Origin of the sequence: Brachybacterium sp. AOP24-D1-21 (genome assembly GCF_052378665.1) — a bacterium.
In the GTDB taxonomy this organism is placed as follows: Bacteria; Actinomycetota; Actinomycetes; order Actinomycetales; family Dermabacteraceae; genus Brachybacterium.
On sequence record NZ_JBQSXX010000001.1, the window covers coordinates 1,440,716 to 1,464,299 of the forward strand.

The 23,584-nt window shown below is 69.7% G+C and carries 23 protein-coding genes; 16 read left to right on the plus strand and 7 right to left on the minus strand.

Annotated elements, in window-relative coordinates:
• Window positions 1-48 precede the first annotated feature (48 nt).
• On the plus strand, window positions 49-660 hold the full coding sequence (locus ACT3UF_RS06475) for a LysE family translocator (RefSeq protein WP_442332629.1): 612 nt from the start codon (window positions 49-51) through the stop codon (window positions 658-660).
• Window positions 661-845: 185 nt separating this feature from the next.
• Window positions 846-1,235, plus strand: a complete 390-nt coding sequence (locus tag ACT3UF_RS06480; protein ID WP_345075928.1) for a barstar family protein — start codon at window positions 846-848, stop codon at window positions 1,233-1,235.
• Window positions 1,236-1,247: 12 nt separating this feature from the next.
• Here the strand turns inward: ACT3UF_RS06480 and ACT3UF_RS06485 are convergent, their stop codons facing one another.
• Window positions 1,248-2,765 (minus strand): helix-turn-helix domain-containing protein, encoded by a 1,518-nt coding sequence (locus tag ACT3UF_RS06485; RefSeq protein WP_345075929.1) that lies wholly within the window; start codon window positions 2,763-2,765, stop codon window positions 1,248-1,250.
• A 176-nt stretch (window positions 2,766-2,941) separates the two neighbouring features.
• On the opposite strand from ACT3UF_RS06485, the gene aceA reads away from it, so the two are divergent.
• The 3 genes from aceA to ACT3UF_RS06500 all read left to right on the plus strand — a co-directional run bounded on the left by aceA (window position 2,942) and on the right by ACT3UF_RS06500 (window position 7,749).
• Window positions 2,942-4,312 (plus strand): isocitrate lyase, encoded by a 1,371-nt coding sequence (gene aceA / locus ACT3UF_RS06490; protein ID WP_441445958.1) that lies wholly within the window; start codon window positions 2,942-2,944, stop codon window positions 4,310-4,312.
• Between the two features lie 91 nt (window positions 4,313-4,403).
• Complete coding sequence (gene aceB / locus ACT3UF_RS06495; RefSeq protein ID WP_444608172.1) at window positions 4,404-6,092, plus strand: malate synthase A; 1,689 nt, start codon at window positions 4,404-4,406, stop codon at window positions 6,090-6,092.
• Window positions 6,093-6,267: 175 nt separating this feature from the next.
• The gene (locus ACT3UF_RS06500; protein WP_444592053.1) at window positions 6,268-7,749 is read left to right on the plus strand and encodes an Hsp70 family protein; all 1,482 of its coding nucleotides are present in this window, start codon (window positions 6,268-6,270) and stop codon (window positions 7,747-7,749) included.
• A 31-nt stretch (window positions 7,750-7,780) separates the two neighbouring features.
• Here ACT3UF_RS06500 and ACT3UF_RS06505 read toward each other — a convergent pair whose 3' ends face one another.
• From ACT3UF_RS06505 to fdxA, 3 genes are all read right to left on the minus strand, one after another.
• Window positions 7,781-8,236, minus strand: coding sequence for a YciI family protein (locus tag ACT3UF_RS06505; protein WP_444592054.1), 456 nt, complete (start codon window positions 8,234-8,236; stop codon window positions 7,781-7,783).
• A gap of 91 nt (window positions 8,237-8,327) precedes the next feature.
• The gene (locus ACT3UF_RS06510; RefSeq protein ID WP_444592055.1) at window positions 8,328-8,717 is read right to left on the minus strand and encodes a MerR family transcriptional regulator; all 390 of its coding nucleotides are present in this window, start codon (window positions 8,715-8,717) and stop codon (window positions 8,328-8,330) included.
• Window positions 8,718-8,854: 137 nt separating this feature from the next.
• Window positions 8,855-9,184: a ferredoxin gene (gene fdxA, locus ACT3UF_RS06515; RefSeq protein ID WP_345075936.1), complete on the minus strand. Its 330-nt coding sequence runs from the start codon at window positions 9,182-9,184 to the stop codon at window positions 8,855-8,857.
• A gap of 127 nt (window positions 9,185-9,311) precedes the next feature.
• On the opposite strand from fdxA, the gene soxR reads away from it, so the two are divergent.
• From soxR to ACT3UF_RS06540, 5 genes are all read left to right on the plus strand, one after another.
• Entirely contained in the window at window positions 9,312-9,800 is a 489-nt protein-coding gene (soxR, locus tag ACT3UF_RS06520) for a redox-sensitive transcriptional activator SoxR (protein ID WP_444592056.1), read from the plus strand.
• Window positions 9,801-9,860: 60 nt separating this feature from the next.
• Window positions 9,861-10,490: a superoxide dismutase gene (locus tag ACT3UF_RS06525; RefSeq protein WP_345075938.1), complete on the plus strand. Its 630-nt coding sequence runs from the start codon at window positions 9,861-9,863 to the stop codon at window positions 10,488-10,490.
• Window positions 10,491-10,728: 238 nt separating this feature from the next.
• A complete protein-coding gene (locus ACT3UF_RS06530; protein WP_345075939.1) occupies window positions 10,729-10,899 on the plus strand; it encodes a hypothetical protein in 171 nt (56 codons plus the stop codon).
• A 102-nt stretch (window positions 10,900-11,001) separates the two neighbouring features.
• Entirely contained in the window at window positions 11,002-12,387 is a 1,386-nt protein-coding gene (locus ACT3UF_RS06535) for a sensor histidine kinase (protein ID WP_345075941.1), read from the plus strand.
• Entirely contained in the window at window positions 12,384-13,025 is a 642-nt protein-coding gene (locus ACT3UF_RS06540) for a response regulator (RefSeq protein WP_444606426.1), read from the plus strand. The genes ACT3UF_RS06535 and ACT3UF_RS06540 overlap by 4 nt, the downstream gene beginning before the upstream one ends.
• Window positions 13,026-13,135: 110 nt before the next feature.
• Here the strand turns inward: ACT3UF_RS06540 and ACT3UF_RS06545 are convergent, their stop codons facing one another.
• Window positions 13,136-13,684: an AMIN-like domain-containing (lipo)protein gene (locus ACT3UF_RS06545; protein WP_444608173.1), complete on the minus strand. Its 549-nt coding sequence runs from the start codon at window positions 13,682-13,684 to the stop codon at window positions 13,136-13,138.
• 274 nt (window positions 13,685-13,958) lie between these two features.
• On the opposite strand from ACT3UF_RS06545, the gene ACT3UF_RS06550 reads away from it, so the two are divergent.
• Window positions 13,959-14,453, plus strand: coding sequence for a flavodoxin domain-containing protein (locus ACT3UF_RS06550; protein WP_444592060.1), 495 nt, complete (start codon window positions 13,959-13,961; stop codon window positions 14,451-14,453).
• A gap of 15 nt (window positions 14,454-14,468) precedes the next feature.
• Here the strand turns inward: ACT3UF_RS06550 and pdxT are convergent, their stop codons facing one another.
• Both pdxT and pdxS read right to left on the minus strand, forming a co-directional pair.
• A complete protein-coding gene (gene pdxT / locus ACT3UF_RS06555) occupies window positions 14,469-15,122 on the minus strand; it encodes a pyridoxal 5'-phosphate synthase glutaminase subunit PdxT (protein WP_444592061.1) in 654 nt (217 codons plus the stop codon).
• Complete coding sequence (gene pdxS / locus ACT3UF_RS06560; protein ID WP_444608174.1) at window positions 15,119-16,066, minus strand: pyridoxal 5'-phosphate synthase lyase subunit PdxS; 948 nt, start codon at window positions 16,064-16,066, stop codon at window positions 15,119-15,121. The genes pdxT and pdxS overlap by 4 nt, the downstream gene beginning before the upstream one ends.
• Before the next feature lie 170 nt (window positions 16,067-16,236).
• Here pdxS and ACT3UF_RS06565 point away from each other — a divergent pair, with 170 nt between their 5' ends.
• The 5 genes from ACT3UF_RS06565 to ACT3UF_RS06585 all read left to right on the plus strand — a co-directional run bounded on the left by ACT3UF_RS06565 (window position 16,237) and on the right by ACT3UF_RS06585 (window position 23,579).
• Window positions 16,237-17,574: an aminotransferase class I/II-fold pyridoxal phosphate-dependent enzyme gene (locus ACT3UF_RS06565; RefSeq protein WP_444592071.1), complete on the plus strand. Its 1,338-nt coding sequence runs from the start codon at window positions 16,237-16,239 to the stop codon at window positions 17,572-17,574.
• Window positions 17,575-17,806: 232 nt separating this feature from the next.
• Window positions 17,807-19,492, plus strand: a complete 1,686-nt coding sequence (locus tag ACT3UF_RS06570; RefSeq protein WP_444608175.1) for an ABC transporter substrate-binding protein — start codon at window positions 17,807-17,809, stop codon at window positions 19,490-19,492.
• Window positions 19,493-19,502: 10 nt separating this feature from the next.
• On the plus strand, window positions 19,503-20,489 hold the full coding sequence (locus tag ACT3UF_RS06575; RefSeq protein ID WP_444592064.1) for an ABC transporter permease: 987 nt from the start codon (window positions 19,503-19,505) through the stop codon (window positions 20,487-20,489).
• Window positions 20,489-21,565, plus strand: a complete 1,077-nt coding sequence (locus ACT3UF_RS06580; protein ID WP_444592065.1) for an ABC transporter permease — start codon at window positions 20,489-20,491, stop codon at window positions 21,563-21,565. Before ACT3UF_RS06575 ends, ACT3UF_RS06580 begins: the two co-directional genes overlap by 1 nt.
• Window position 21,566: 1 nt before the next feature.
• Window positions 21,567-23,579 carry an ABC transporter ATP-binding protein gene (locus ACT3UF_RS06585; RefSeq protein ID WP_444608176.1) on the plus strand — a complete coding sequence of 671 codons (2,013 nt, stop codon included), beginning with the start codon at window positions 21,567-21,569 and terminating at the stop codon, window positions 23,577-23,579.
• The last annotated feature ends 5 nt before the right edge of the window (window positions 23,580-23,584 follow it).

Consider the following 23,584-nt stretch of genomic DNA (forward strand, 5'->3'; position numbering starts at 1 on the left):
TTCCGGGAGTTCCTCCCGCTGAGAGTTCGAGGTAGCGAAGTGCTCGATGTGTCCGTCCTCCCTGCCTTCCTGGTGGCGGTGCTCGTGATCCTGGTGACCCCCGGACCGGATATGGCCTTCCTGGTCGCGACCGGGATCAATCAGGGCCGCAGAGCGGCGGTGTGCGGAGCTTTCGGTGTCACCTCGGCGATGACCATCTGGGTGCTCGTCGCGGCGACGGGGCTGGGGGTGGCGCTGACGCAGCTGCCGTCGGCCCTCGATGCGATCCGGATCGCCGGCGCGGGCTATCTCCTCTTCCTCGCCGTCACCACCTGGCGGAACGCGGGGGCGGCGATGGCAGACGCGCAGACGGTCCCCCACGTGTTCCGTCGCGGCTTCCTGGTGAACCTCACCAACCCCAAGGTCGCGCTCTTCTTCGTGGCCTTCCTGCCCCAGTTCCTCGGCTCGGCGGATGAGCACCCCTTCGGCCAGATCCTCATGCTGGGCCTGCTGCTGCAGGCCACGGGGCTCATCGCGGACATCGCGATCGGCAGCGCGGCCGGACTGTTCCGGGATGCTGTGCTGGGCCGCCGCAAGGTGCGCCTGGCGCTCGACGGCGCGGCCGGCACGGTCTACGCCGCACTCGCCACCCTCCTGGTCGTGGGGGTCGCCCGCTCGTAGCGGCGAGATGCTGCCCCTCGGCATCGCTCGCGGTGTTGGCGCACGGGCCGGCTCGGTCATGATGGTGCGCGGACATGATGGTGCCCAGGCATGCCGGTGCACGGGCATGCCGGTGCCCGCGCGTCATGCGCCGGAGATCCCGGCGCCCTGCCCCGGATCCGCACCGAGTTGCGAGGAGGGACCCGATGATCACTCTGCACATCGACGGCCGACGGGTCGAAGACATCGCCTCCTTCTACGAGGAGGTGAACCGCGTCTTCATGCAGGGGGAGGACTGGCGCCTGGGGGAGAGCCTCGATGCCCTCGACGATCTGCTGTACGGCGGGTACGGTGCCCTGCACCGGCACGAGTCGGCCCGGGTGGTGTGGGAGGAGCACGAACTGTCCGCCGCCGCACTCGGTCTCCGCGCCACCCGCGAGCAGCTGCTCACGAAGCTCGCGACCCCGCAGCGGTATGACCAGGACCTCCTCCGTCGCCGACTCGAGCAGCTCGACGCCGAGGGCGGCCCCACCTACTTCGAGACGGTGCTGGAGATCTTCGGGTCTCACCCGGGGATCGAGCTCGTGCTGGCCTGAGCGGAGTGCAGCTCAGTCCTCCTGCCCCTGAGCGCTCCCGTCGGCCACCGGGGCGTGCCGCTCGAGGAACTCGAGCATCGAGACCCGGTCCACCCCGGTGAAGGTGCCCGTCGGCATCGCGGCCAGCAGCGAGGCGTGCAGCCGCGCGACCGGCCACACCGACCCCTCCCAGCGCTCCACGAGCGTCGGATCCGGCTCTCGGCAGCAGACCGGATCGGGACAGGAGGAGGAGTGGCGCACCGTCGTCTCCCGGCCCCGGAACCACTTCGTGTGCTGGTAGGCGGTGCCCACCGAGATCGAGAACTCCCCACCCGGACCGGATTCGATGTGCGAGGTGCACCAATAGGTGCCACCCGGCTTGTCGGTGTACTGGCAGTACTGCCCCATCCGGTCCTCGCTGCGGAACACCCGCCGCGCGCTCCACCAGCGGCACACCCGCTGCCCCTCCACCGCGCCGAGCGCATCGGTGGGGAAGCGGACCTCGTCGTTCTGGTAGGCCTTGAGGATCGTGCCGGAGGAGTGGACTTTCAGGAAATGCACGGGGATGCCCAGGTGATGGGTGGCCAGGTTCGTGAAGCGGTGCGCAGCCATCTCGTAGCTGACAGCGAACTCGTCCCGCAGATCCTCGACCGACAGCTCCCGTTCCGCCTTCGCCCGGTGCAGGAAGTCCAGTGCCCCCGCCTCGGGCAGCAGCAGCGCGCAGGCCAGGTAGTTCGTCTCCACGCGCTGACGCAGGAGGTCCCCGTAGTCCGCGGGCTCGCCCTTCTGCAGCACATGGGCGGCGATCGCCTGCAGCACCGTGGTGCGAGGATCCGAGGTTGCCCTGCCCAGCGGCAGGTAGATCCGCATATGCTCCGAATCCGTGATCGACCTGGTCGAATGCGGCAGGTCGGGCACCGAGTGCAGGGAGAAGCCGAGCTTCGCGGCCAGCAGTGACACCTTCGACTGGGACAGCGGCCCGCCTCGATGCCCGATCTGCTCCAGCAGCTCCCGGGCCGCCTCCTCGAGCTCGGGATAGTAGTTCCCGCCCTCGGACTGCTCCTGGCGGAGCTGTCCGTTCACCCGCCGCGCCTCCTCCGGGGTCGCGGCCCGCTCTTCGTGCAGGCGCCGCAGCTCCTCGTGCAGGGCCAGGATCGTCTCGATCGCCGCATCGGAGAGAGACTTGCGCACCGGCAGCTCGGGCAGTGGGAGGCTCTGGTAGAGGGTGCCGGCCTGGGCTCTCTCCAGCGCGATCTCCAGTGCCGCCCGACGGGACGGCGGCTCGGGCTCCAGCAGGTCATCCACGCCCACTTCGAGCGCGCGGGCGATCCTTCGCAGCTCGCCGAGCTTCAGCTCCCGCCTGCCGTTCTCGATCACGGACAGCTGGGAAGGGGCGCGCTCGACCCGCTGCGCCAGCTGGGCGAGGGAGAGACCACGCTCCAGCCGGCGCGCACGGATGCGCTGACCGATCAGCAGCGGGTCGAAGGAGTCATCCTCGACATCTGTCGCAGGGGTCGTCGCCGGGCCGGGAGCAACCTCGTCGTGCACCATGCGCACACGGTGCCATAGAAAAGTTCTGATCGACAGAAATATCGAGAAAGTTCTTCGAATCGGGGGGTTCTAGGGGGCTTACGTGGGCTGCAGAGTGTGACTACTCGATGAAGTTCGTCGAGAGCGACGGTGGACCCACCGCCCCGCACACCCCGATCGATCCCGAGGAGCCGACGATGACCACGCCCATCCCTCCCACCACCCCCATCCCTCCCGCAACCTCTCTCCCTCCTACCGCGCCCGGCACCCCCCGTGCCGGAGACCAGACCATGACCGCCGAGGAGCTCGCCCGCGATTGGGAGATCGACCCCCGCTGGCGGAACGTGCGCCGCGACCACACCGCCGAGGACGTCATCGCGCTCGCCGGGCCCGTCCGCGAGGAGCGCACCCTCGCCCGCCGCGGCGCGGAGACCCTGTGGGACCTCATCGAGCTGAACACCTCCGATCCGGAGCAGTGGGTGCGGGCCCTCGGTGCTCTGACCGGCAACCAGGCCGTCCAGCAGGTCCGCGCCGGGCTGAAGGCCATCTACCTCTCCGGCTGGCAGGTCGCGGCCGATGCGAACCTCTCCGGGAAGACCTACCCCGACCAGTCCCTCTACCCCGTCAACTCGGTGCCCGCCGTGGTGCGCCGCATCAACAACGCCCTGCAGCGCGCAGCTCAGATCGAGCACGCGGAGACCGGCACGACCAGCCGCGAGTGGATGGCGCCGATCGTCGCCGACGCCGAGGCCGGCTTCGGCGGCCCGCTGAACGCCTACGAGCTGATGCTCTCGATGATCGAGGCCGGCGCCGCGGGTGTGCACTGGGAGGACCAGCTGGCCAGCGAGAAGAAGTGCGGCCACATGGGTGGCAAGGTCCTGGTCCCCACGTCGCAGCACGTGCGCACCCTCAGCGCCGCGCGCCTCGCCGCGGACGTCGCTGGCGCGTCGACGGTGATCATCGCCCGCACCGATGCCCTCGCCGCGAACCTGCTTACCAGCGACATCGACGAACGGGATCAGCCCTTCCTCACCGGGGAGCGCACCGCGGAGGGGTTCTACGCGGTCCGCCCCGGGATCGAGCCGGTGATCGCACGGGGCCTGGCCTATGCGGAGTACGCGGACCTGCTGTGGGTGGAGTCCTCCGAGCCGGATCTGGAGCTGGCCCGCACCTTCGCCGAGCGGATCCACCGCGACTTCCCCGAGCAGAAGCTCGCCTACAACTGCTCGCCCAGCTTCAACTGGAAGCGCCACCTGGACGACGCCCAGATCGCCACCTTCCAGCGCGAGCTCTCCGCCATGGGCTACGCCTTCCAGTTCATCACCCTGGCCGGCTTCCACTCGCTGAACCACGGCATGTTCGAGCTGGCCGCCGGCTACCAGGAACGCCAGATGAGCGCCTACGTCGAGCTGCAGGAGGCCGAGTTCGCGGCAGCGGACCGCGGCTTCACCGCCCACCGCCACCAGGCCGAGGTGGGCACCGGCTACTTCGACCGGGTCGCCACCGCCCTGAACCCGTCCTCCAGCACCCTCGCGCTCGTCGGCTCCACCGAGACGGCGCAGTTCTGATCGCCGCACCCCACCCCCACGTACCGGGCTGCACCCGCGCCCGCGCCCCGCCGTCGGCCCCCCGCACGACCTCCCCAGAAGGAGCAGGATCATGACCCTCACCCAGCAGCGTCCCACCCCGCCCGGCCCTCGTTCCCCGCGGCCCCCGCAGACCGTCCCGGCTACCCCCCAGCCGAGCCGGATCGAGCTGCTCGGACCGATGGAGCACCGCTTCGACGAGATCCTCACCCCGGAGGCGATGAGCTTCCTCGCCCAGCTGCACGACCGCTTCGCCAGCCGCCGCTCGCAGCTGCTCACCTCGCGAGCCATGCGGCGCGAGGCGATCTCGGGTGGTGCGATGTTCGACTTCCGCCCCGAGACCGCCGCAATCAGGGACGACCCGACCTGGCAGGTCGCCGGCGCCGGCCCGGGCCTGACGGACCGCAGGGTCGAGATCACGGGCCCCACCGATCGGAAGATGACCGTCAACGCGATGAACTCCGGCGCGAACGTGTGGCTCGCCGACGGCGAGGACGCGTTGAGCCCCACCTGGCACAACGTCATCACCGGGCAGCTGAACCTGCATGACGCGATCCGTCGGCGGATCGACTTCGTGAGCGACGAGGGCAAGGAGTACCGGCTGGGGGAGCAGACCCCCACCATCGTGTTCCGGCCCCGCGGCTGGCACCTCCCCGAGCAGCAGCTGCGGTATCAGCGGGCCGATGGCCGCTCCTGCCGAGCCTCCGCCTCGCTGGTGGACGTGGGCCTGTACCTCTTCCACAACGCCCACGAGCTGATCACCCGCGGCACCGGGCCCTACCTCTACCTGCCGAAGCTGGAGTCCCATCTCGAGGCGCGGCTGTGGGACGAGGTGTTCACCATCACCGAGCAGCACCTGGGCCTGGAGCACGGCACCATCCGCGCCACGGTGCTCATCGAGACGCTCCCCGCAGCCTTCGAGATGGACGAGATCCTCTATGAGCTGCGCGATCACTGCGCGGGGCTGAACGCGGGCCGCTGGGACTACCTGTTCTCGATCATCAAGCAGTTCCGCGATCGCGGCCGCAACCAGGTCCTGCCTGACCGCTCGCAGCTGACCATGACTGTCCCGTTCATGCGGGCCTACACGGAACTGCTGGTGCGCACCTGCCACCGCCGCGGCGCCTACGCGATCGGCGGGATGAGCGCCTTCATCCCGAACCGTCGGGACCCTGCGGTCACCGCGAACGCCTTCGCGAAGGTCTCCGAGGACAAGGCGCGGGAGGCGGCCGACGGATTCGACGGCACCTGGGTCGCGCACCCCGACCTGATCCCGGCGGCGCGCGCCGAGTTCGACGCGGTGCTGGGGGAGCGACCCCACCAGCTCGCACGCATGCGGGAGGACGTGCGGGTCACGGCCGCGGACCTGCTGGACCTGCGGGTCGAGGGCGGCCGCATCACCACCGCCGGGATCCGCCAGAACATCCGGGTGGCGCTGCGCTACCTCGACTCCTGGCTGCGGGGCCAGGGCGCCGCGGCGATCGACAACCTGATGGAGGACGCGGCGACCGCCGAGATCTCCCGCTCTCAGCTGTGGCAGTGGATCAACCAGGGGATGCTCACCGAGGAGGGCATGCCGATCGTCAAAGAGCGGATCGAGTACTTCATCGACCGCTGCGCCGAGGAGCTCGGCGGTGATCCCGGAACGGACACCCCGGGCAGCCGGATCCCAGAAGCGGTCGAGCTGCTGAAGGATGCGGTGCTCGGCGAGGAGTTCCCGGCCTTCCTCACCACCGCGGCGTACGAGCGGCACCTGCGCTGAGCGCGGGCGGGGTGTCCGGTTCTGCTGCCCTGGCGACCGATGCGGACCTTCGCATCAGTCGCCAGGGCAGCAATAGTGAGAGGAGAGCGGGGCGCGGGGGCGTCCGTGACGGACGCGACGTGGAACTGCGTGGAACCGCGACGCTCCGGAATCCCCCCGGGGGTATCTTCAGCACATGCGGATCGGTATAGATGTGGGCACGACCAGGACAATTGCAGCGGGAGTGGATCGGGGTAACTACCCGGTGCTGAGCTTCCTGGACCCCGACGGGGATCCGCACGACCACTTCCCCTCCGTGATCGCTCTCGAGGGCGACGCCTTGGTGCACGGCTTCGAGGCAGAGCGTTCGGCGCGGGCCGGGGCACCCCATCTGCGTTCCTTCAAGCGACTGCTCGGAGACCCGACCACGCATCCCGGGACCACGGTCGAGCTGGGCGGGCGTGAGTTCGCCCTGCTGGATCTGCTCACCGGCTACCTCAGCGCCGTGCGCACCGCCCTGCCGGAGCCGGTGGGGGAGGTCGCGGTCTCCGTCCCGGCCCATGCCCATTCCGCTCAGCGGGTGATGACCCTCGAAGCATTCCGGCGCGCGGGCATCGACGTGATCGCGATGATCAACGAGCCCTCCGCCGCGGGCTTCGAGTACACCCACCACCAGAGTCGCTCCCTGACCTCGCGCCGCACCCGGATCGCGGTCTACGACCTGGGCGGCGGCACCTTCGACAGCTCCCTGGTGGAAGCCGACGGCGCCAGCCACGTGGTGCTCGGCAGCCGCGGCGAGAACCGCCTGGGCGGGGACGACTTCGACCAGGTCCTCGCGGACCTCGCGCTCGAACGGGCGGGACTGCGTCCCGAGGACCTCACTGCGGATCAGCACGCCGCGCTCCGTGAGGAGTGCCGCGAGGCCAAGGAGCGCCTCACCCCGCAGACCCGCCGGGTGATGATCGAGATCTCCGCAGAGCATGACCCGGTGATCCTCTCCGTGGACGACTTCTACGCCGCCGCGGCACCGCTCGTCGAGCGCACCCTGGAGGTGATGACGCCGCTGGTCGGCGCCCTCGACGCGGACTCCGGCATCGCCGGCATCTACCTGGTGGGCGGCGGTTCCGGTCTGCCGCTGGTGGCCAGGCTGCTGCGCGAACGCTTCGGCCGACGGGTGCACCGCTCGCCCTATCCCGCAGCCTCGACAGCGATCGGGCTGGCCATCGCCGTGGACCCTGACGCCGATGTCACCCTCACCGACCGGCTCTCCCGCGGCATCGGGGTGTTCCGCGAGGCGGATTCCGGCGAGGGCGTCACCTTCGATCAGGTCCTCACCCCGGACGCGCCCTTGCCGCAGACCGGCAGCACCAGTGTGACCAGGCGCTACACGGCCGCTCACAATCTGGGCTGGTTCCGCTACGTCGAACATCCCGCGCTCGACGAGGCCGGGGAGCCCCGCGGTGACCTGGTCCCCTTCGCGGACGTCCTCTTCCCCTTCGATCCCGCGCTGCGCGAGCTCGGCGCGGCGGAGCTCGCCGCCGTCACGGTCGAGCGCCGGGACGGCGGGCCGGAGATCGAGGAGACCTACACGGTGGACGCCGCTGGCATCGTCACCGTGCGGATCTCCGACCTGAACAGCGGGTTCAGCCGGGAGTACGGGCTCGCCCGTCGGGGCTGAACGCGAGGCGCGGCCGGCTGAGTGATCTCCGTCAGGTCGTGCTCGAGGACATCCCCGAGCCGCCTGGTGGGATGGTTCTCGACACCACCGGCGCCGTGATCAGTCGAGGACGGGCCGAAGCTCGAGCCATTCGTGGGATCGGCTCGCCATCTTTCCCGGGCTCCGCGGAGAGCTCGGCGGCCAGCTCCACGGCCCGTTCATGACTGGCGACGTCGATGATCATCCAACCTGCCACCAGGTCTTTGGCGTCGAGGGCGGCGGAATCGGTGAGCGGGGGACTGCCCACTCCGTCGTACCTCACGAAGGTTCCCTCGGCGGACAGCGCCAGCGAGCCCACGAACTCGCCGCTCTCCCGCAGTCGGTCCGCGAAGTCCTCCATGTACTTCATGTGGTCCGCGACATCGCGCTCGGACCACTGATCCATCGGGACGTCGTTCACCCCGGCCGGGGCACCTCGGTAATGCTTCAGGAGCACGTACTTGGCCATGGCTGGCCTCCTTCGAGAGGGTCCGCCCAGTCTCCTCCGCGGAAGGTCTCACGGGAAGTGGGGAGGCGCGGCGACTCCCGGGCCGGGGGCTTCAGGACTGTCCGTGGAACTCGATGACCTCGTCGAGGATGTCGATGGTGTCGAGCTGCCAGGCGATCTCCTGCCGCAGGCGTTCGCGGTGCTCGCTCAGCACAGCCACGAGATCTTCGGTGCGGCACCCCTCCCGGACCAGGCCGGGCAGCACCGGCTGGATCTCGGTGCTCGTGAGCCCGGCGGCGAACAGCCGCTGGACCAGGCCGACCCGGTCCACCGCCTCCTGGCCGTAGCGACGATGCCCGGCCGGGGTGCGCTCGGCCAGGAGCAGGCCCTGCTCCTCGTAGTACCGCAGGGAGCGATGGCTGACCCCGGTGCGGGAGGACAGCTCACCGATGCTGAACGTGGACCCGTCGGTGGTCCTCACAGCGATGTCAGTGGTGGTCATGCCCGCACTGTACGACCTCCGTGGCGACGGTTCATGCAGGTCAGCGGCGTGTCGTCAGAAGTGACAACGATGTGAGGGCTCTGACATCAGGCCAGCGGAGACGTCAGGCCAGCGGAGACGTCAGGCCGGCGGGGACCTCAGGCCAGCGGGTTCGGCTGCGGGGGCAGGGCTTCGATGATGGGGTGGTCCTTGTTGATCACGCCCATCTTCGCCGCTCCGCCGGGGGCGCCGAGGTCATCGAAGAATTCGACGTTGGCCTTGTAGTACTCAGCCCACTGGTCCGGGGTGTCGTCCTCGTAGAAGATCGCCTCGACGGGGCAGACGGGCTCGCAGGCCCCGCAGTCCACGCACTCGTCCGGTTGGATGTAGAGCATCCGGTCGCCCTCGTAGATGCAGTCCACGGGACATTCGTCCACGCACGCTCGATCCTTGACGTCCACGCAGGGCAGTGCGATCACATAGGTCACGGGATTCGGTCCTCTCACTCGATGCTCCTCGGAGCGTAGGATCTCAAGTGCACTTGAGGTCAAGGAGACGCACCCGAGATGGGCGCGGCACAGGCCATGACATGGAGCACGAGGAGAGGGGGTCCGGGTGAACCCCACCCACGAGCCCGATGACCTGCTGACGATCGGCGAGATGAGCCACCGCACCGGCGTCGCGACGTCGGCGCTGCGCTATTACGAGGAGCTCGGTCTGGTGGGCTCGGTGCGCACTGGCGGTAACCAGCGTCGCTATCCTCGCCATATGCTGCGTCGGGTCTCCCTGATCTCCGTCGCGAAACGGCTCGGCATGCCGTTGTCCGATGTCAAAGAGGCTTTCGGAGATGTCCCGATGGAGAGCACCCCCTCGCACTCGGACTGGCAGCGTGCCTCCCGGCGCTGGAAGAAGCGGCTCGAGGAGCGGCGACGGGCCATCGAACGGCTCGAGCACGAGCTCACTGGCTGCATCGGTTGCGGCTGCCTCTCGCTCAAGGCCTGCGCACTGCTGAACCCGGATGACGCCCTCGCCGAGATCGGCCCGGGACCACGCCGCCTCGAGGATGTCACCGAGTTCCCCGAGGGCGACGCGGAGAGGTCTTGACCTCAAGTGCACTTGAGGTCTTATTGTCGTGGCAACACCACCATTGAAAGGATGATCCACATGGCTGACTACACGCTTCCTGATCTCGATTACGACTATGGCGCGCTGGACCCCTCGATCTCCGGGAAGATCATGGAGCTGCACCACTCCAAGCACCACGCGACCTATGTCAAGGGCGCGAACACGGCGCTGGAGAAGCTCGCTGCGGCTCGTGAGGCGAATGATTTCGGGACGGTGAACCAGTTCTCGAAAGACCTCGCGTTCAATCTCGGTGGTCACACGAACCACTCGATCTTCTGGAAGAACCTCTCGCCCGAGGGTGGCGACAAGCCCACCGGTGAGCTCGCTGCGGCGATCGATGAGTTCTTCGGGTCGTTCGATGCTTTCCGTGCGCATTTCACGGCGGCGGCGCTGGGTATCCAGGGCTCGGGCTGGGCTGTGCTCGCGTATGAGCCGCTCGGTGGGAATCTCGTGATCGAGCAGTTCTACGATCAGCAGAACGGTGTGCCGGTCGCGACGATCCCGCTGTTCCAACTGGATATGTGGGAGCACGCGTTCTACCTGGATTACCAGAACGTGAAGGCGGATTACGTCAAGGCGATCTGGAACATCGTGAACTGGGCTGATGTTCAGGCGCGGTTCGTGAACGCGACGAGCAACGCCTCCGGCCTGGTCATCCCCACGGCCTGAGCTGAGCCTCGGCGCCGGCTCGACGACGGCGCCGGATTCGTCCTGCAGCACCGGCCTTCACCGGTCCGTGCTCCGCGGTGACAGTGGCCGGTCCCTCCGCGGAGGGACCGGCCGCTGCGCTGTGACGGGACGGCCTTCGGGTCAGCTGTGGCGGTGAGTCGTCGCAGGCACGGACGTATCCTGGAGCCTCGGGAGGCGGGCGCTCCCGCGACAGCAGAACACGGCAGAGGAGGTCCCCATGGACGTCTCCGTCCTCGGCATCCTCTTCCTCCTGGCCATCCTCGCGGTGGTGGTGATCGCAGGAATCGCTCTGGTCGCCGTCGTGCTCGGGATCATCATGCTCGTGCGCAGGTCCACCGCACGCCCCGCCCCGATGACCTCCGTCGGCCGAGAGCATCCGCGCCGATAGCAGCCTCGGCCGGCCCTGGCGCCTTCGCCGCTCCGTGAGCCTTCACCGCACCGGACCTTTCGGACGATGTGTCAGCGCTGTCGCCCCCTCTACAGTGACAGGGTGGATGTCGATCGTGCCCCCTCTCCGGAAGCGCCCCGTGCTGTGATGCCGGCGCCGGCCGCTGCCGCCGGCCGAGCGGTCGCGGAGGGCGACACCGCCTCCGCCCTCGCCGCCACCCTGCGCGGCGCGATGCACGTGGCGTTCCTGGTGCTGCCGAGCGTCGGCGCGCTGCGGGCCATCACTGCCGAGGCGGTGACGCCGGCTCTCGCGATCCTCGCCGCCGCCGTGGTCGCCGCGATCTACCTGCTCGGATCCCAGCGCGCCCTGGCCCGCGGCGCAGCGGGACGCTCCACCCGCACCGACCTGCTGCTGCCCTCGCGCGGCTGGGTGCTGACGCTCTGCGTGGCCTGGATGGCCAGCACCTTCGTCTCCGCGGCCTTCGTCTGGATCGCCTTCCCGCTGTTCTTCCTGGTCCTGTTCGCGCTCGGCCGCATCGCCGGACCGCTGGTGATGTGGGGGGTCGCGCTCTGGGCGGTGATCGCCCCCGTGATCGCCCGCGAGCAGTGGTCGCTGGGAGTCGGCGAGATCCTCGGCCCGCTGGTCGGGGCGGCATTCTCACTGATCGCCCATGCCGTCTACCGTCGGCTGCTGCAGGAGACGGACCGCAACCGGGAACTCGTCGTCCAGCTGCGGGCCGCCCAGGCCGAGCTGGCCGATTCCGAGCGCCGCAAGGGCATCGCCGAAGAACGCCAGCGCCTCGCCCAGGACATCCACGACACCCTCGCCCAGGGGTTGAACTCGATCGTCATGCTCAGCCGCGGCGCCCGCAACGCCCACCCGACGGCCGGCGTCGAGTTCGGCCGCATCGAGGACACCGCCCGCGAGAACCTCGCCGACGCCCGCCGCCTGGTGCGGGATCTCGCCGACCGCGCTCCGCAGACCACCCTCGAACAGGCGCTGCGTGCCGCGATCTCGCGGGCCGAGGCGCTCGGGGACCTGGGGGAGCAGCCCCGCTGGGAGCTCCGCATCGACGGCACACCGCGCGAGCTGGAACCAGCGCAGGTCGAGACCCTGCAGCGTGCCGCCCAGTCGCTCATCGCCAACGTGCAGAGACACGCCGAGGCGCAGCGCTGCGTGCTCACCCTCGCCTGGTGGCCGGATCGGGTGAGCCTGGACGTGGTCGACGACGGCCGCGGCTTCGATCCTTCTGCCGCTCCCCGCCGGGGTGAGGGCGAGGGCGGCGACGGGCTGCGCCTGTTGCGCGCGCGGATGGACCGCGCCGGGGGGACGGTGACCATCGATTCGGCACCGGGAGAGGGCACCACCGTCGGCCTCTCCTTGCCGACCCGCACCCCGTTCACCTCCGACCCCACGAACCCCACGCCACCGAACCCCGCCCCACCGAACCCCGCTGGGTCGACCCCCCTCCAGGAGCCAGGCGAATGAGCATCCGCATCATGATGGTCGACGACCATCCCGTGGTCAGGGCAGGACTGCGCGCCCTGCTCGAGGCCGACGAGGGGATCGAGGTGGTCGCGGAGGCGAGTTCCGGAGACGAGGCGATGAGGTCGCTGAACCTCCTCGCGCAGACCCCCGAGAGCGTCCCCGATCTCGTCCTCATGGACCTGAACCTCGGCGATGGGATCGGCGGGATCGAGACCACCCGGCAGCTGCGCGCCCGCTATGCCGCGGTCCAGGTGCTCGCCGTGACCACGTTCGACGCCGAGGCGGACATCGTCGGCGCCCTCGAGGCCGGCGCCACCGGCTACGTGCTCAAGGACTCTCCCACCGAGGCGCTGATCGCCGCCGTCGGCGAGGCCGCGGCCGGGCGCAGCATCCTCTCGCCCGAGGTGCAGCAGCGGCTGGTGGCCCGGATGACCAACCCCGCCACCGCTCTCTCACCGCGCGAGACCGAGATCCTCGAGGCGCTCGCCACCGGCGCCACGAACCGGGAGGTCGCCAAGGCTCTGTTCATCTCGGAGTCGACGGTGAAGACCCATCTGGTCCACCTCTACGACAAGCTCGGCGTGGACAGCCGCACCTCCGCGCTGCGCGTGGCACGGGAGCGCCGGCTGATCCGCTGATGCAGGTGGGAAGCGGGCCGACAGGCCGTGCCCGCGCACGGGGAGACCAGCGGTCCTCCCCTGCACGGGGGTGGACCGCCGGTCACGTGGAAGGCCGGAGAGACGGGGTCTCACCAGCGATGGGCCACGTCGATCACCAGGCGGGATCCGTCGCCGGGGCCGTCGAGCACGAACGTCCTCATCGGGAGCCGGGCGCGCACGCCGAGCCCGATCAGGGTCTGTCCCTCGAAGCTGCCGCTGAAGGCGACCTGACGGAAGGTGCGGTAGCCGTCGACGTTCACGGCCTGTGTCCGGTGGCGCGGGCTGAAGGTCGCGCGGTAGTCGCCATCGTGGGCCGGGGCGTTGATCAGGATCTCCAGGTCAGCGGCGCCGCTGAGGGGAACCGTGAATCCGGAGCCGAGCTGGGACACCCGGCTGACGTACTGCACGGTATACCCCGAGACGTCCCCCTGGAGGTCGACGACGAGCCGGTCGAAGCAGGAGTGCCGACCGGAGCGGAGGTTCTTGATCTGCGCCGAGGACATTCCCGTGGCGGATTCTGGGAGCGAGCCCCAGGTGAGGCCGCAGTAGGGGGCGGCGGTGGCCGTGGCGGGGGCGAACATCCCCAGGCCGAGCAGCAGTGCGCACGTCGCGAGGACGGACAGGACTCTCTTCTTCATGGCGGGCTCCTCAAGGAGGCGGCTGTGGCCACGACGGCCGGGCCGTATGCTGAGATTGTCCGCCTTTGCGGGGGCGCTATCCAGTGACCAGGCGGTCATGACAGCAGGATCGTGATCTGCCGCTGACCGGGGATCTCGTCGCCGCCCGCCCGGAAAACGAGACCATCAGGGCGAGCGCTCAGGCGAGTGCTCGACCGGGCGCTCGGTCAGGCAGACAGGCGCCACGAGACTTCGGTCCCGCTGGGCTGGCGGAGCGGCTGGCAGGATGGTCCCCATGACCGTGCTCGTCGCCTACGCGACCCACTCCGGAGCCACCCGCACCCTCGCCGAGACCCTCGCCGCCGCACTGCGCGCCGCCGGGCTCGAGGCGGACCTCATCGACATCGAGGACTCGCCCGATCCGGCCGACTACGACGCCGTGGTGCTCGGCTCAGGAGTACGCGTCGAGGCAATCGAGAAGACGGCCGCCGCCTGGGCGCAGCAGCACGCACCGGTGCTCGACCGGCAGCCCTTCGCGTTCTTCTCCTGCTCCGGTTCGGCCTCCGACCCGGCCAAGGGCGGGAAGCAGAAGGCGACCGACGCCTTCCTCGAGAAGCTCCCGGTCAGCCCGGTCGCGGTGAAGAACTTCCCCGGCTGGGTGCTCATGGACCGGATCCCCCTGCATGAACGGGTGCTGCTGAAGTCCATGCGCACCCCCACCGGCGACTTCCGCGACCTGCCGGCCGTCGAGGCGTGGGGCCGTGAGATCGCGCCGTTGCTGCGAGGCTGAAGCCCTGGGGCCGCGTCAGGAGGCCTCGGCGGTGCCTTCTGCTCGTCGCACGGCGGCGCTCTCCAGCAGCAGCCGGTGGAATCGCAGCTCTCCGGAGACCTCCGGGTGGAACGCCGTGGCCAGAAGATTCCCCTGCCGGACGGCCACGATGCGGCCGTCCTCGAGGCGCGCGAGCACCTCGACGTCCGGGCCCGCCAGGACCACCTCCGGGGCACGGATGAAGGTCGCCGCGACCGGCTCGTCGCCGAGCGCCGGGAGGAGGAGCGTCGCCTCGAAGGACTCCTGCTGTCGGCCGAAGGCGTTGCGGCGCACGGTGATGTCGAGCCCGCCGAGGGTCTGCTGACCCGCGATGGCATCCTCCAGCTGCTCCGCCAGCAGGATCATGCCGGCGCACGTCCCATACGCAGGGAGGCCGGCCGCGATCGCCGCTCGTAGGGGCTGCCGCAGCCCGAAGGCCCGCGAGAGCTTGTCGATCACGCTCGACTCGCCACCGGGCAGCACCAGGGCGTCGAGGCCGACGAGATCCGCCTCCCGGCGCACCCGCACGGTCGTGGCGCCGAGGCTCTCGAGCGCGCGCTCATGCTCACGCACGTCGCCCTGCAGAGCGAGGATCCCGATCCGCAGGGCGGGTCCTTCCGTGGCCGACGACGGTGCAGGAGCGCTGGTCACCAGCCGCGCTCGGCCAGGCGGTGCGGAGCGGGGAGGTCGGCGACGTTGATGCCCACCATCGCCTCGCCGAGCCCGCGGGAGACCTCCGCGATCACGGAGGCGTCGTCGTAGAAGGTGGTCGCCTTGACGATCGCGGCGGCCCGCTCGGCAGGGTTGCCGGACTTGAAGATCCCGGAGCCGACGAACACCCCGTCGGCCCCCAGCTGCATCATCATCGCGGCATCCGCCGGGGTGGCCACCCCGCCTGCCACGAACAGCACCACGGGCAGGGAGCCGGTCTCGGCGATCTCCTTGACCAGCGCGTACGGGGCCTGCAGGCCCTTGGCGGCGAGGTAGAGCTCGTCCTCGCTCTTCGCCGACAGCTCCCGGATCTGGGCGTTGATGGTGCGGATGTGCTTGGTGGCCTCGGAGACGTCGCCGGTGCCGGCCTCGCCCTTGGAGCGGATCATCGCGGCGCCCTCGGTGATGCGGCGCAGGGCCTCGCCGAGATTCGTCGCACCGCACACGAAGGGAACGGTGAAGCGGTGCTTGTCGATGTGGTGGAGGTAGTCGGCGGGGGAGAGGACCTCGGACTCGTCGATGTAGTCCACGCCCAGCTCCTGGAGGACCTGCGCCTCGACGAAGTGGCCTATACGGGCCTTGGCCATCACCGGGATCGAGACGGAGCTGATGATGCTGTCGATCATGTCCGGGTCGCTCATGCGGGAGACCCCGCCCTGGGCGCGGATGTCCGCAGGGACCCGCTCCAGGGCCATCACCGCGACCGCGCCGGCGTCCTCGGCGATCTTCGCCTGCTCGGCGGTGACGACGTCCATGATGACGCCGCCCTTCATCATGTCGGCCAGGCCGCGCTTGACCGCGCCGGTGCCCGTGGCGGGCGCACCGGTGGTGGGGGCGCTGGGGGTGGGCGTGCTGGTGCGGGGGGTGGTGCCAGTGGTGTTCATCGGGGTGCTCTCGTCGCTCGCGCGGCGCGGGCCGACGGCATCCGACGCGTCGACCCTCCCTGCACCACATTGACCTAGGCCAAAACGTAGCACGGCCCAGGCCAGAGGGCGAGAGCGGGTCATCCCGGGAACGGCGCCCGGAGCAGCGGCCTAGACTCGAGCGGGTGAGCATGGACGACGAGCTGGTGATCAGCGGCGGGACCGCGGCGGAGATCGCCGACAGCGTGCGGGCCCTCGTGGACCGCGGCGACCTGGCCCCCGGGCAGAGCCTGCCCCCGGTGCGCGCGCTCGCGGAGCAGCTCGGGATCAACCGCAACACCGCCGTCGCCGCCTATCGCACGCTCGCCCGCTCCGGCGTCGTGGTCTCCCTGGGCCGCGCCGGCACCCGAGTCTCGCAGCGCCAGGCCGTCGCGCAGGAGGGCTTCGCGCCCGCCGGATCGCTCCGGGATGTCGCCACCGGCAACCCCGACCCGCGGCTGATCCCGGACCTCGGCCCGGCGCTGACCGCCGCGGCCGGACGCCCCGTGCTCTACGGCGAGCCAGTCATCGACCCCGAGCTCGAGCAGTGGGCCCGGGAGTGGATGAGCCCCGATGCCCCCGGAGATCCTGCGGACCTGCACCTCACCCTGACCAGCGGCGCCGTCGATGCCGTGGAGCGGCTGCTCGCCCAAGCCCTGATGCGGGACGACGCCGTGGCGCTCGAGGATCCCTGCTTCCTCGCCAGCATCCAGATCGCCCGGCACGGCGGCTACCGCGCGGTCCCGGTCCCGGTCGACGCCGAGGGGATGACCGTCGAGGGCCTCCGTGCGGCGCTCGACCAGGGGGTGCGGGCCGTCGTGTGCACCCCTCGCGCCCAGAACCCCACCGGCGCCTCCCTCACCGTGCAACGCGCGGCGGCCCTGCGCGAGGTCCTCGACGAGCACCCGTATGTGCTGGTCATCCAAGACGACTACTACTCCTTCCTCTCCCAGCAGCCCTTCCACTCGATCGTCGGCCCCGGTCACCGGCGCTGGGCGCTGCTGCGCTCGGTCTCGAAGTTCGCGGGCCCCGACATGTGCTTGGCCGTCACCGCGACCGACCCCGAGACAGCCGGTCGGCTCGCCCAGCGGCTCAGCCCAGGCACCACCTGGGTCAGCCACCTGCTCCAGCGGATCACCCGCGCCGTGATGACCGACTCCGACGCGCTCGCGCTGATCGATCGGGCCGCCGCCCACTACGCCGCGCAGAACACCGCCTTCGCCGCCCAGCTCACGGCGCTGGGCCTGCCGGTGCAGGCGGGTGACGGGATGAGCCTGTGGGTCCCCGTGCCCGAGCCCGCACGGGTGGTCGCCGAGCGGCTCATGCGCCGAGGATGGCTGGTGCGCACCGGGGACGACTTCCAGCTCGCGCCCGGTGCGGAACCGTCCCGCCATCTGCGGCTGACCGTGCATGACCTCACGTCCGAGGAGATGCGGCGCCTGGCGGAGGATCTGGCGGCGGCCGCGACCTCCTCCCAGCTCTCGCCCTGAGCTGCCCGTCCCCTGCCGGCTGTCGCTTCGCACCCCTCGTGGCGGGAATGTAAGCGTTGACATTCTTGATGTAAGCGCTAACATGGATCCTCTTCGACCGGTGCGTGACCCCGCTCACTGTTGGCCCGCTCATCGTTGAGACGTCCTGCCTCCCGCGTCGAAGCCCGCACCCGACCCACCCGGCGTGCGGACATCCGCCCACGGACGCCGGGCACGACCCCAGGAGTACTCGATGAAGAGAAGGACCCTCCTTACCACCGGCCCCCTCGCCGCTGCACTCGTCGCGGGCACCGCCGCCTGCTCCGGGAAGATCCAGACCAACCAGGGGGGCGGTGGTGGAGCGAGCGGGGACGGCACCACGATTCCCCAGCTCACCTTCCCCTCCGAGGTCGCCGAGAACGTCGCCGGCATCAAGAACTTCAACCCGCTGTCCCCGAACGCCACCTCCCGCACCTACTTCTACGAGCCGCTGATGATCCGCAGCTCCATGAACTGCGAGATCGTGCCGTGGCTCGCCACCGAGTTCGAATGGGCCTCCGAGACCACGCTGATCTTCACCGTGCGCGACGGTGTGACCTGGTCCGATGGCGAGCCGTTCACCGCCGAGGACATCGCCTTCACCCTGAACCTGAAGAAGGAGTTCCCCGGCGCAGATGACATCGGGCTGTGGAACGAGACCTTCGGTGCGCCCGCCGAGTCGGTGACGGCCGAGGGCAGCACCGTGACCATCGAGTTCTCGGGACTCGCCGCCGCGAAGTTCGACAGCCTGATCACCGCGAAGATCTTCCCCCAGCACGTGTGGGGCGAGGTCGGGGATCCCGTCGAGTACGTCGACGAGGAGCCGGTGGGCACCGGACCCTTCACCGTCGGCTCCTACAACGGACGCCAGCTGGTGCTGGCCCGCCGCGAGGACTACTGGCAGGCCGACAAGGTTGCTGTGCAGGAGCTGGTGCTCGAGGGCAACTACGACGCCACCAACGCCGCGCTCAAGCTCGCCGCGGGTGATCTGGACGCCTACTGGGGCGAGATCCCGAACCCCGAGCAGGCCTTCGCCTCGAAGGATCCGGAGCTCAACCACTTCTGGTATGCCCCGGCGGGCTCGACCGTGCTCACCTTCAACCTCACCAAGGCACCCTTCGACGACGTCGCCTTCCGCGAGGCCATCAGCCAGGGGATCGACAAGGACGAGATCAGCGCCAAGTCCACCTATGGCGTCATGGCGCCCGCCTCCCAGACCGGGCTGAAGCTCCCCTACGCCGAGAACCTGCTGCCCGAGGCCTATGCCGGCCAAGACACCGTGATCCCCTTCGACACCGCCAAGGCCGAGGAGATGCTGGACGCCGCCGGCTACGCCAAGGGCGGCGACGGGTTCCGGACCCTGCCCGACGGCACCGCCTTCGCCCCGAAGTTCATGGTGCAGGCAGGGTGGATCGACTACCAGGCTGCGGCGGATGTCGTCGTCCGCAACCTGCAGACCATGGGGATCAACGCGAGCGTGCAGACCTCCCCGCCCGAGGCCGTGGACCAGCACAAGAAGGACGGCGAGTTCGACCTGCTGCTGGAGTACCTCCACGGCGGCTGCGAAGTGGCCCGCAACCTCGGCTCCAAGCTCTCCTCCGATCAGGTCCCCACCGCGGACACGGTCTTCGCGAACGTCGGCCGCTGGATCGACCCCGAGACCGACGAGATCGTCGCCGAGCTCTCCGGGGAGACCGATCCGGAGGCGCAGAAGGAGCTCACGGGGAAGCTCGTCGAGGTGATGATGACCCAGTTCCCGGTCACCACCCTGTTCTACGCCCCGGCCCGCATGATCTACCGCACCGACAAGGCGGAGGGATGGCCCTCGGAGGAGGACCCCTACGGGACCAACTCCGAGATGCTGATGATCATGACCCGTCTGGTCCCGCCGAGCGCCTGAGCGGCCCGCGATGAGATACTTCGCCCGAAGGATCGGATACTTCCTGCTCACCCTGTGGGCCGCGGTGACGCTGAACTTCCTCATCCCCCGGCTGCAGCCCGGCGACCCCGCCGAGCTCATGATCAGGCAGCTCTCGGGTCGTGACAGCGAGATCGACCCGGCCCGCATCGAGGCGATGCGGATCATGCTCGGCCAGCCCGACGGGAACCTGTTCGAGCAGTACATCGCCTATCTCGGCCAGCTGGCCCGAGGGGACTTCGGCTACTCCTACACCTACTTCCCCGCCGAGGTCACCGACGTGATCGGCCGCGCGCTGCTGTGGACGCTGATCCTGGTGGGGGTCACCCTGGTGCTCTCCTTCCTGCTCGGCACCGTCCTCGGTGCCTTCGCGGCCTGGTGGCGCAACTCCTGGTTCGACTCGATCGTCACCCTGGGCTCCACCTTCGTGGGCACCCTGCAGTCCTTCTGGGTCGCCCTGCTGCTGCTGTTCGTCTTCGGCTTCGTGCTGGGCTGGTTCCCCACCTCCGGCGGTTACGAGGCCGCGATCCCGGGCCTGAACGCCGAGTTCGTGCTCGAGGCGGTCCAGCACTCGATCCTGCCGGCGACCGTGCTGATGCTGCTGGGCCCGGTGGGCTGGGTGCTGGGCATGCGCAACACCATGATCCTGAACCTCGGCGAGGACTACATCCGCCTGGCCCGCGCCAAGGGCGTGCCGGACAAGCAGATCGCCCTGCGCTATGCCGCCCGCAATGCGCTGCTGCCCTCGATCACCGGGCTCGCCATGGCGCTCGGCGGGATCCTCGGTGGCCAGATCCTCATCGAGGTCACCTTCGACTATCCGGGCCTGGGCCGCCTCATGCAGCAGGCCGCGAGCAACAAGGACTACCCGCTGCTGCAGGCCCTGCTGCTGTTCACGATCGTCGGCACCCTGATCGCCAACCTGGTCGCGGACATGCTCTACGGCGTCCTGGACCCCCGCGCACGGAAGGCGAGCTGATGATGGCCGACGACGACCGCTCCCCGGACCACTCCCCGGACAGCTCCGATGGCCGCTCGGAAGGGCAGCTCCCGCTCGAGGCGCGACCGGCCTCCGCCGTGGCCGACCCGGCCCTGCTCGAGCAGCAGGCGGCGCTCGACGCCGGCGGGACTCCCGGCCTCCCCGGGGCCCCGGGAACCCTCGTGGCGGTCGACGCCGCCGACACGGCCGAGACCGGCCGACGCGATCACGGCCCCTCCTGGTTCCAGATCATCTGGGCCTCGAAGAAGGCGCGCATGGGCATCGTGCTGCTGGGCCTGTACCTGCTGGTGGCGCTGTGCGCACCGCTGATCGCTCCCTATCGCGGCAACGACACCACCTTCGCCCCGGTGCTGCTGCCCAGCGCCGAGCACTGGTTCGGCACCACCACCCAGGGCGCGGACATCTTCAGCCAGCTGATCTGGGGCACCCGCGTGTCCCTGATCGTGGGGCTGTTCGGTGGCCTCTTCGCGACCGTGGTGGGGCTGCTGGTGGGCCTGACCTCGGGCTACCTCGAGGGCACCTGGGTGGACGACGTGCTGTCGTTGATCACCAACGTCGCCCTGGTGGTTCCCGCCCTGCCGCTGATCATCACCCTGATGGCGTACTCCGAGGTGCGCAGCATCTGGTTCACGATCCTCATCATCGGCATCATCTCCTGGGCCGGCGCCGCCCGCTCCAAGCGCTCCCTGATGATCACCCTTCGAAACCGGGACTTCGTCACCGCCGCGAAGTTCGCCGGGGACCGCACTCCCACCATCATCTTCCGCGAGATCCTCCCGCAGATGACGTCCCTGACCGCCGCCGGGTTCTTCGGCGCGGCCACCGGTGCGATCGGTGCCGAGGCAGGGCTGTCCTTCCTCGGGCTCGGCAACACCGAGTCGGTGTCCTGGGGGACCATGCTCTACCAGGCACAGCTGCAGGGCGCGCTCGCCCAGGGCCTCTGGGTGTGGCTGATCGTGCCCGGTCTGGCCCTGTCGGGCCTGATCATGGCGCTGACTCTGATCAACTTCGGGATCGACCTGATCTCGAACCCCCATCTGCGAGAGGACGCCTGAGATGGTCGCTCACGAGGCAGCGCCCCACGAAGAGGCAGTCCCGCGCAGTGGCGCCGTTCCCCGCGACGGGGCCGAGGAGGCCACCCCGATCCTCGAGGTCCGGGACCTCACGGTGCGCTACGAGCCGCGGCTCCACCCGGCGCTGAACGCCGTCGAGGGAGTCTCCTTCGACATCCAGCCCGGCGAGTTCGTGGGCCTGATCGGCGAATCAGGCTCCGGGAAGTCCACCCTCGGCACCGCGATCCTGCGCCTGACCGAGCGACCCGGTCGGATCACCGGCGGGAGCATCCGCTTCGACGGCATGGACATCACCGAGATGAGCCAGGCGGCGCTGCGCCCGTACCGCTGGCGCGACTTCTCCACCGTCTTCCAGTCCTCGATGAATGCGCTGAACCCGGTGGTGCGCGTCGAGGACCAGTTCCGCGACGCCATCGAGCTGCACACCCCGAGGCGCGGCGCCCAGGTCACCGAGCGGATCAAGGAGATGTTCGATCTGGTCCTGATCGACCACCGCTTCATCCGCGCTTACCCCCACGAGCTCTCCGGCGGCATGAAGCAGCGCGTGAACCTCGCGCTCGCCCTGGTCAATGACCCGAAGTTCGTGCTGCTGGACGAGCCCACCACCGGCCTGGACGTGGTCGTGCAGCGCTCGATACTCGAAGGGGTGCGGAAGCTGCAGGAGGAGCAGGGCTTCGCGGTGCTGTTCATCAGCCATGACATCGGCACCGTCATGGACCTGTCGGACCGCATCCTGGTGATGTACGCGGGCCGGATCGTCGAGGAGCACGACACCGACGACCTGCTGCGCGAGCCCCTCCACCCCTACACCAAGGGCCTGCTCGGCTCCTACGGCGATCCCCGCCAGGAGACCGTGCGGATCACGTACGTGCCGGGGCGGCCCCCGGACCTGTCCCAGCCGCTGGTCGGCTGCCCCTTCGCTCCGCGCTGCCCTGAGCGGATCGATCTGTGCACCACCGACGCCCCTCAGCTGCTGGAGATGCCGTCCCTGCGCAAGGACGAGGCGGTCACCGCCCTTCGCTTCGACTCCCAGGGGACCTGGCGCCCGCCCCGCGCAGCCTGTCATGTGGCCCGCCTGCAGCGGGAGGAGCGCCAGACGCCCGGCCTGCCGGCACGGACCGTCCGCTTCGCCGGCCCCGCCTTCGAGAAGTCGGCGGAGGAGACGGAGCGGGCCTTCGCGGCCGAGGTCTTCCTCGAGGTCGACTCCGTGACCAAGATCTTCCACTCCCGCCAGGGCTTCCGGCAGACCCAGACCCTCGCGGTCGACGACGTCAGCTTCCAGCTGCGCCGCGGCATGGTGACAGCCCTGGTGGGGCAGTCAGGCTCCGGCAAATCCACCCTTGCACGCCTGATCACGGGCGTGGATCGACCCACCTCCGGCAGCATCCGCTTCCACGCCCGGGACGGGGAGATCGATGTGGGCAGCCTCGGCGGCGGGAAGCTGCGGGCCTATCGCAGCCTCGTGCAGATGGTGTTCCAGGACCCTTACTCCTCGCTGAACCCCAACAAGACCCTCGAGTACATCCTGTCCCGGCCGCTGAAGAACTATCGCTCGATGGGTCGGGCCGAGCTCGAGACCGCGATCGACGAGCTGCTGGAGCGGGTCGCCCTGACCCCGGCCCGTCGCTACCGCAGCCGCCACGGCTTCGAGCTCTCCGGCGGCCAGCGTCAACGGGTGGTGATCGCTCGCGCGCTCGCCGCGGATCCGGAGCTGATCATCGCCGACGAGCCGATCTCGAGCCTGGACGTGTCGATCCGCGCCGAGGTGCTCGAGCTGCTGCAGCGCCTGGTCGCCGACTCCGACGTGGGCATCCTCTACATCACCCACGACCTGCTCAGCGCCCGCATGCTGGCCGACGATGTGATCGTGCTGAACCAGGGCAGGGTGGTCGAGCACGGCCCCGCCCTGGACGTCATCCGCTCTCCGCAGGACGACTACACCAGGCAGCTGCTGGACGCCATCCCCAACCCTTTCGCGGACATGTACAAGGACTAGGACGG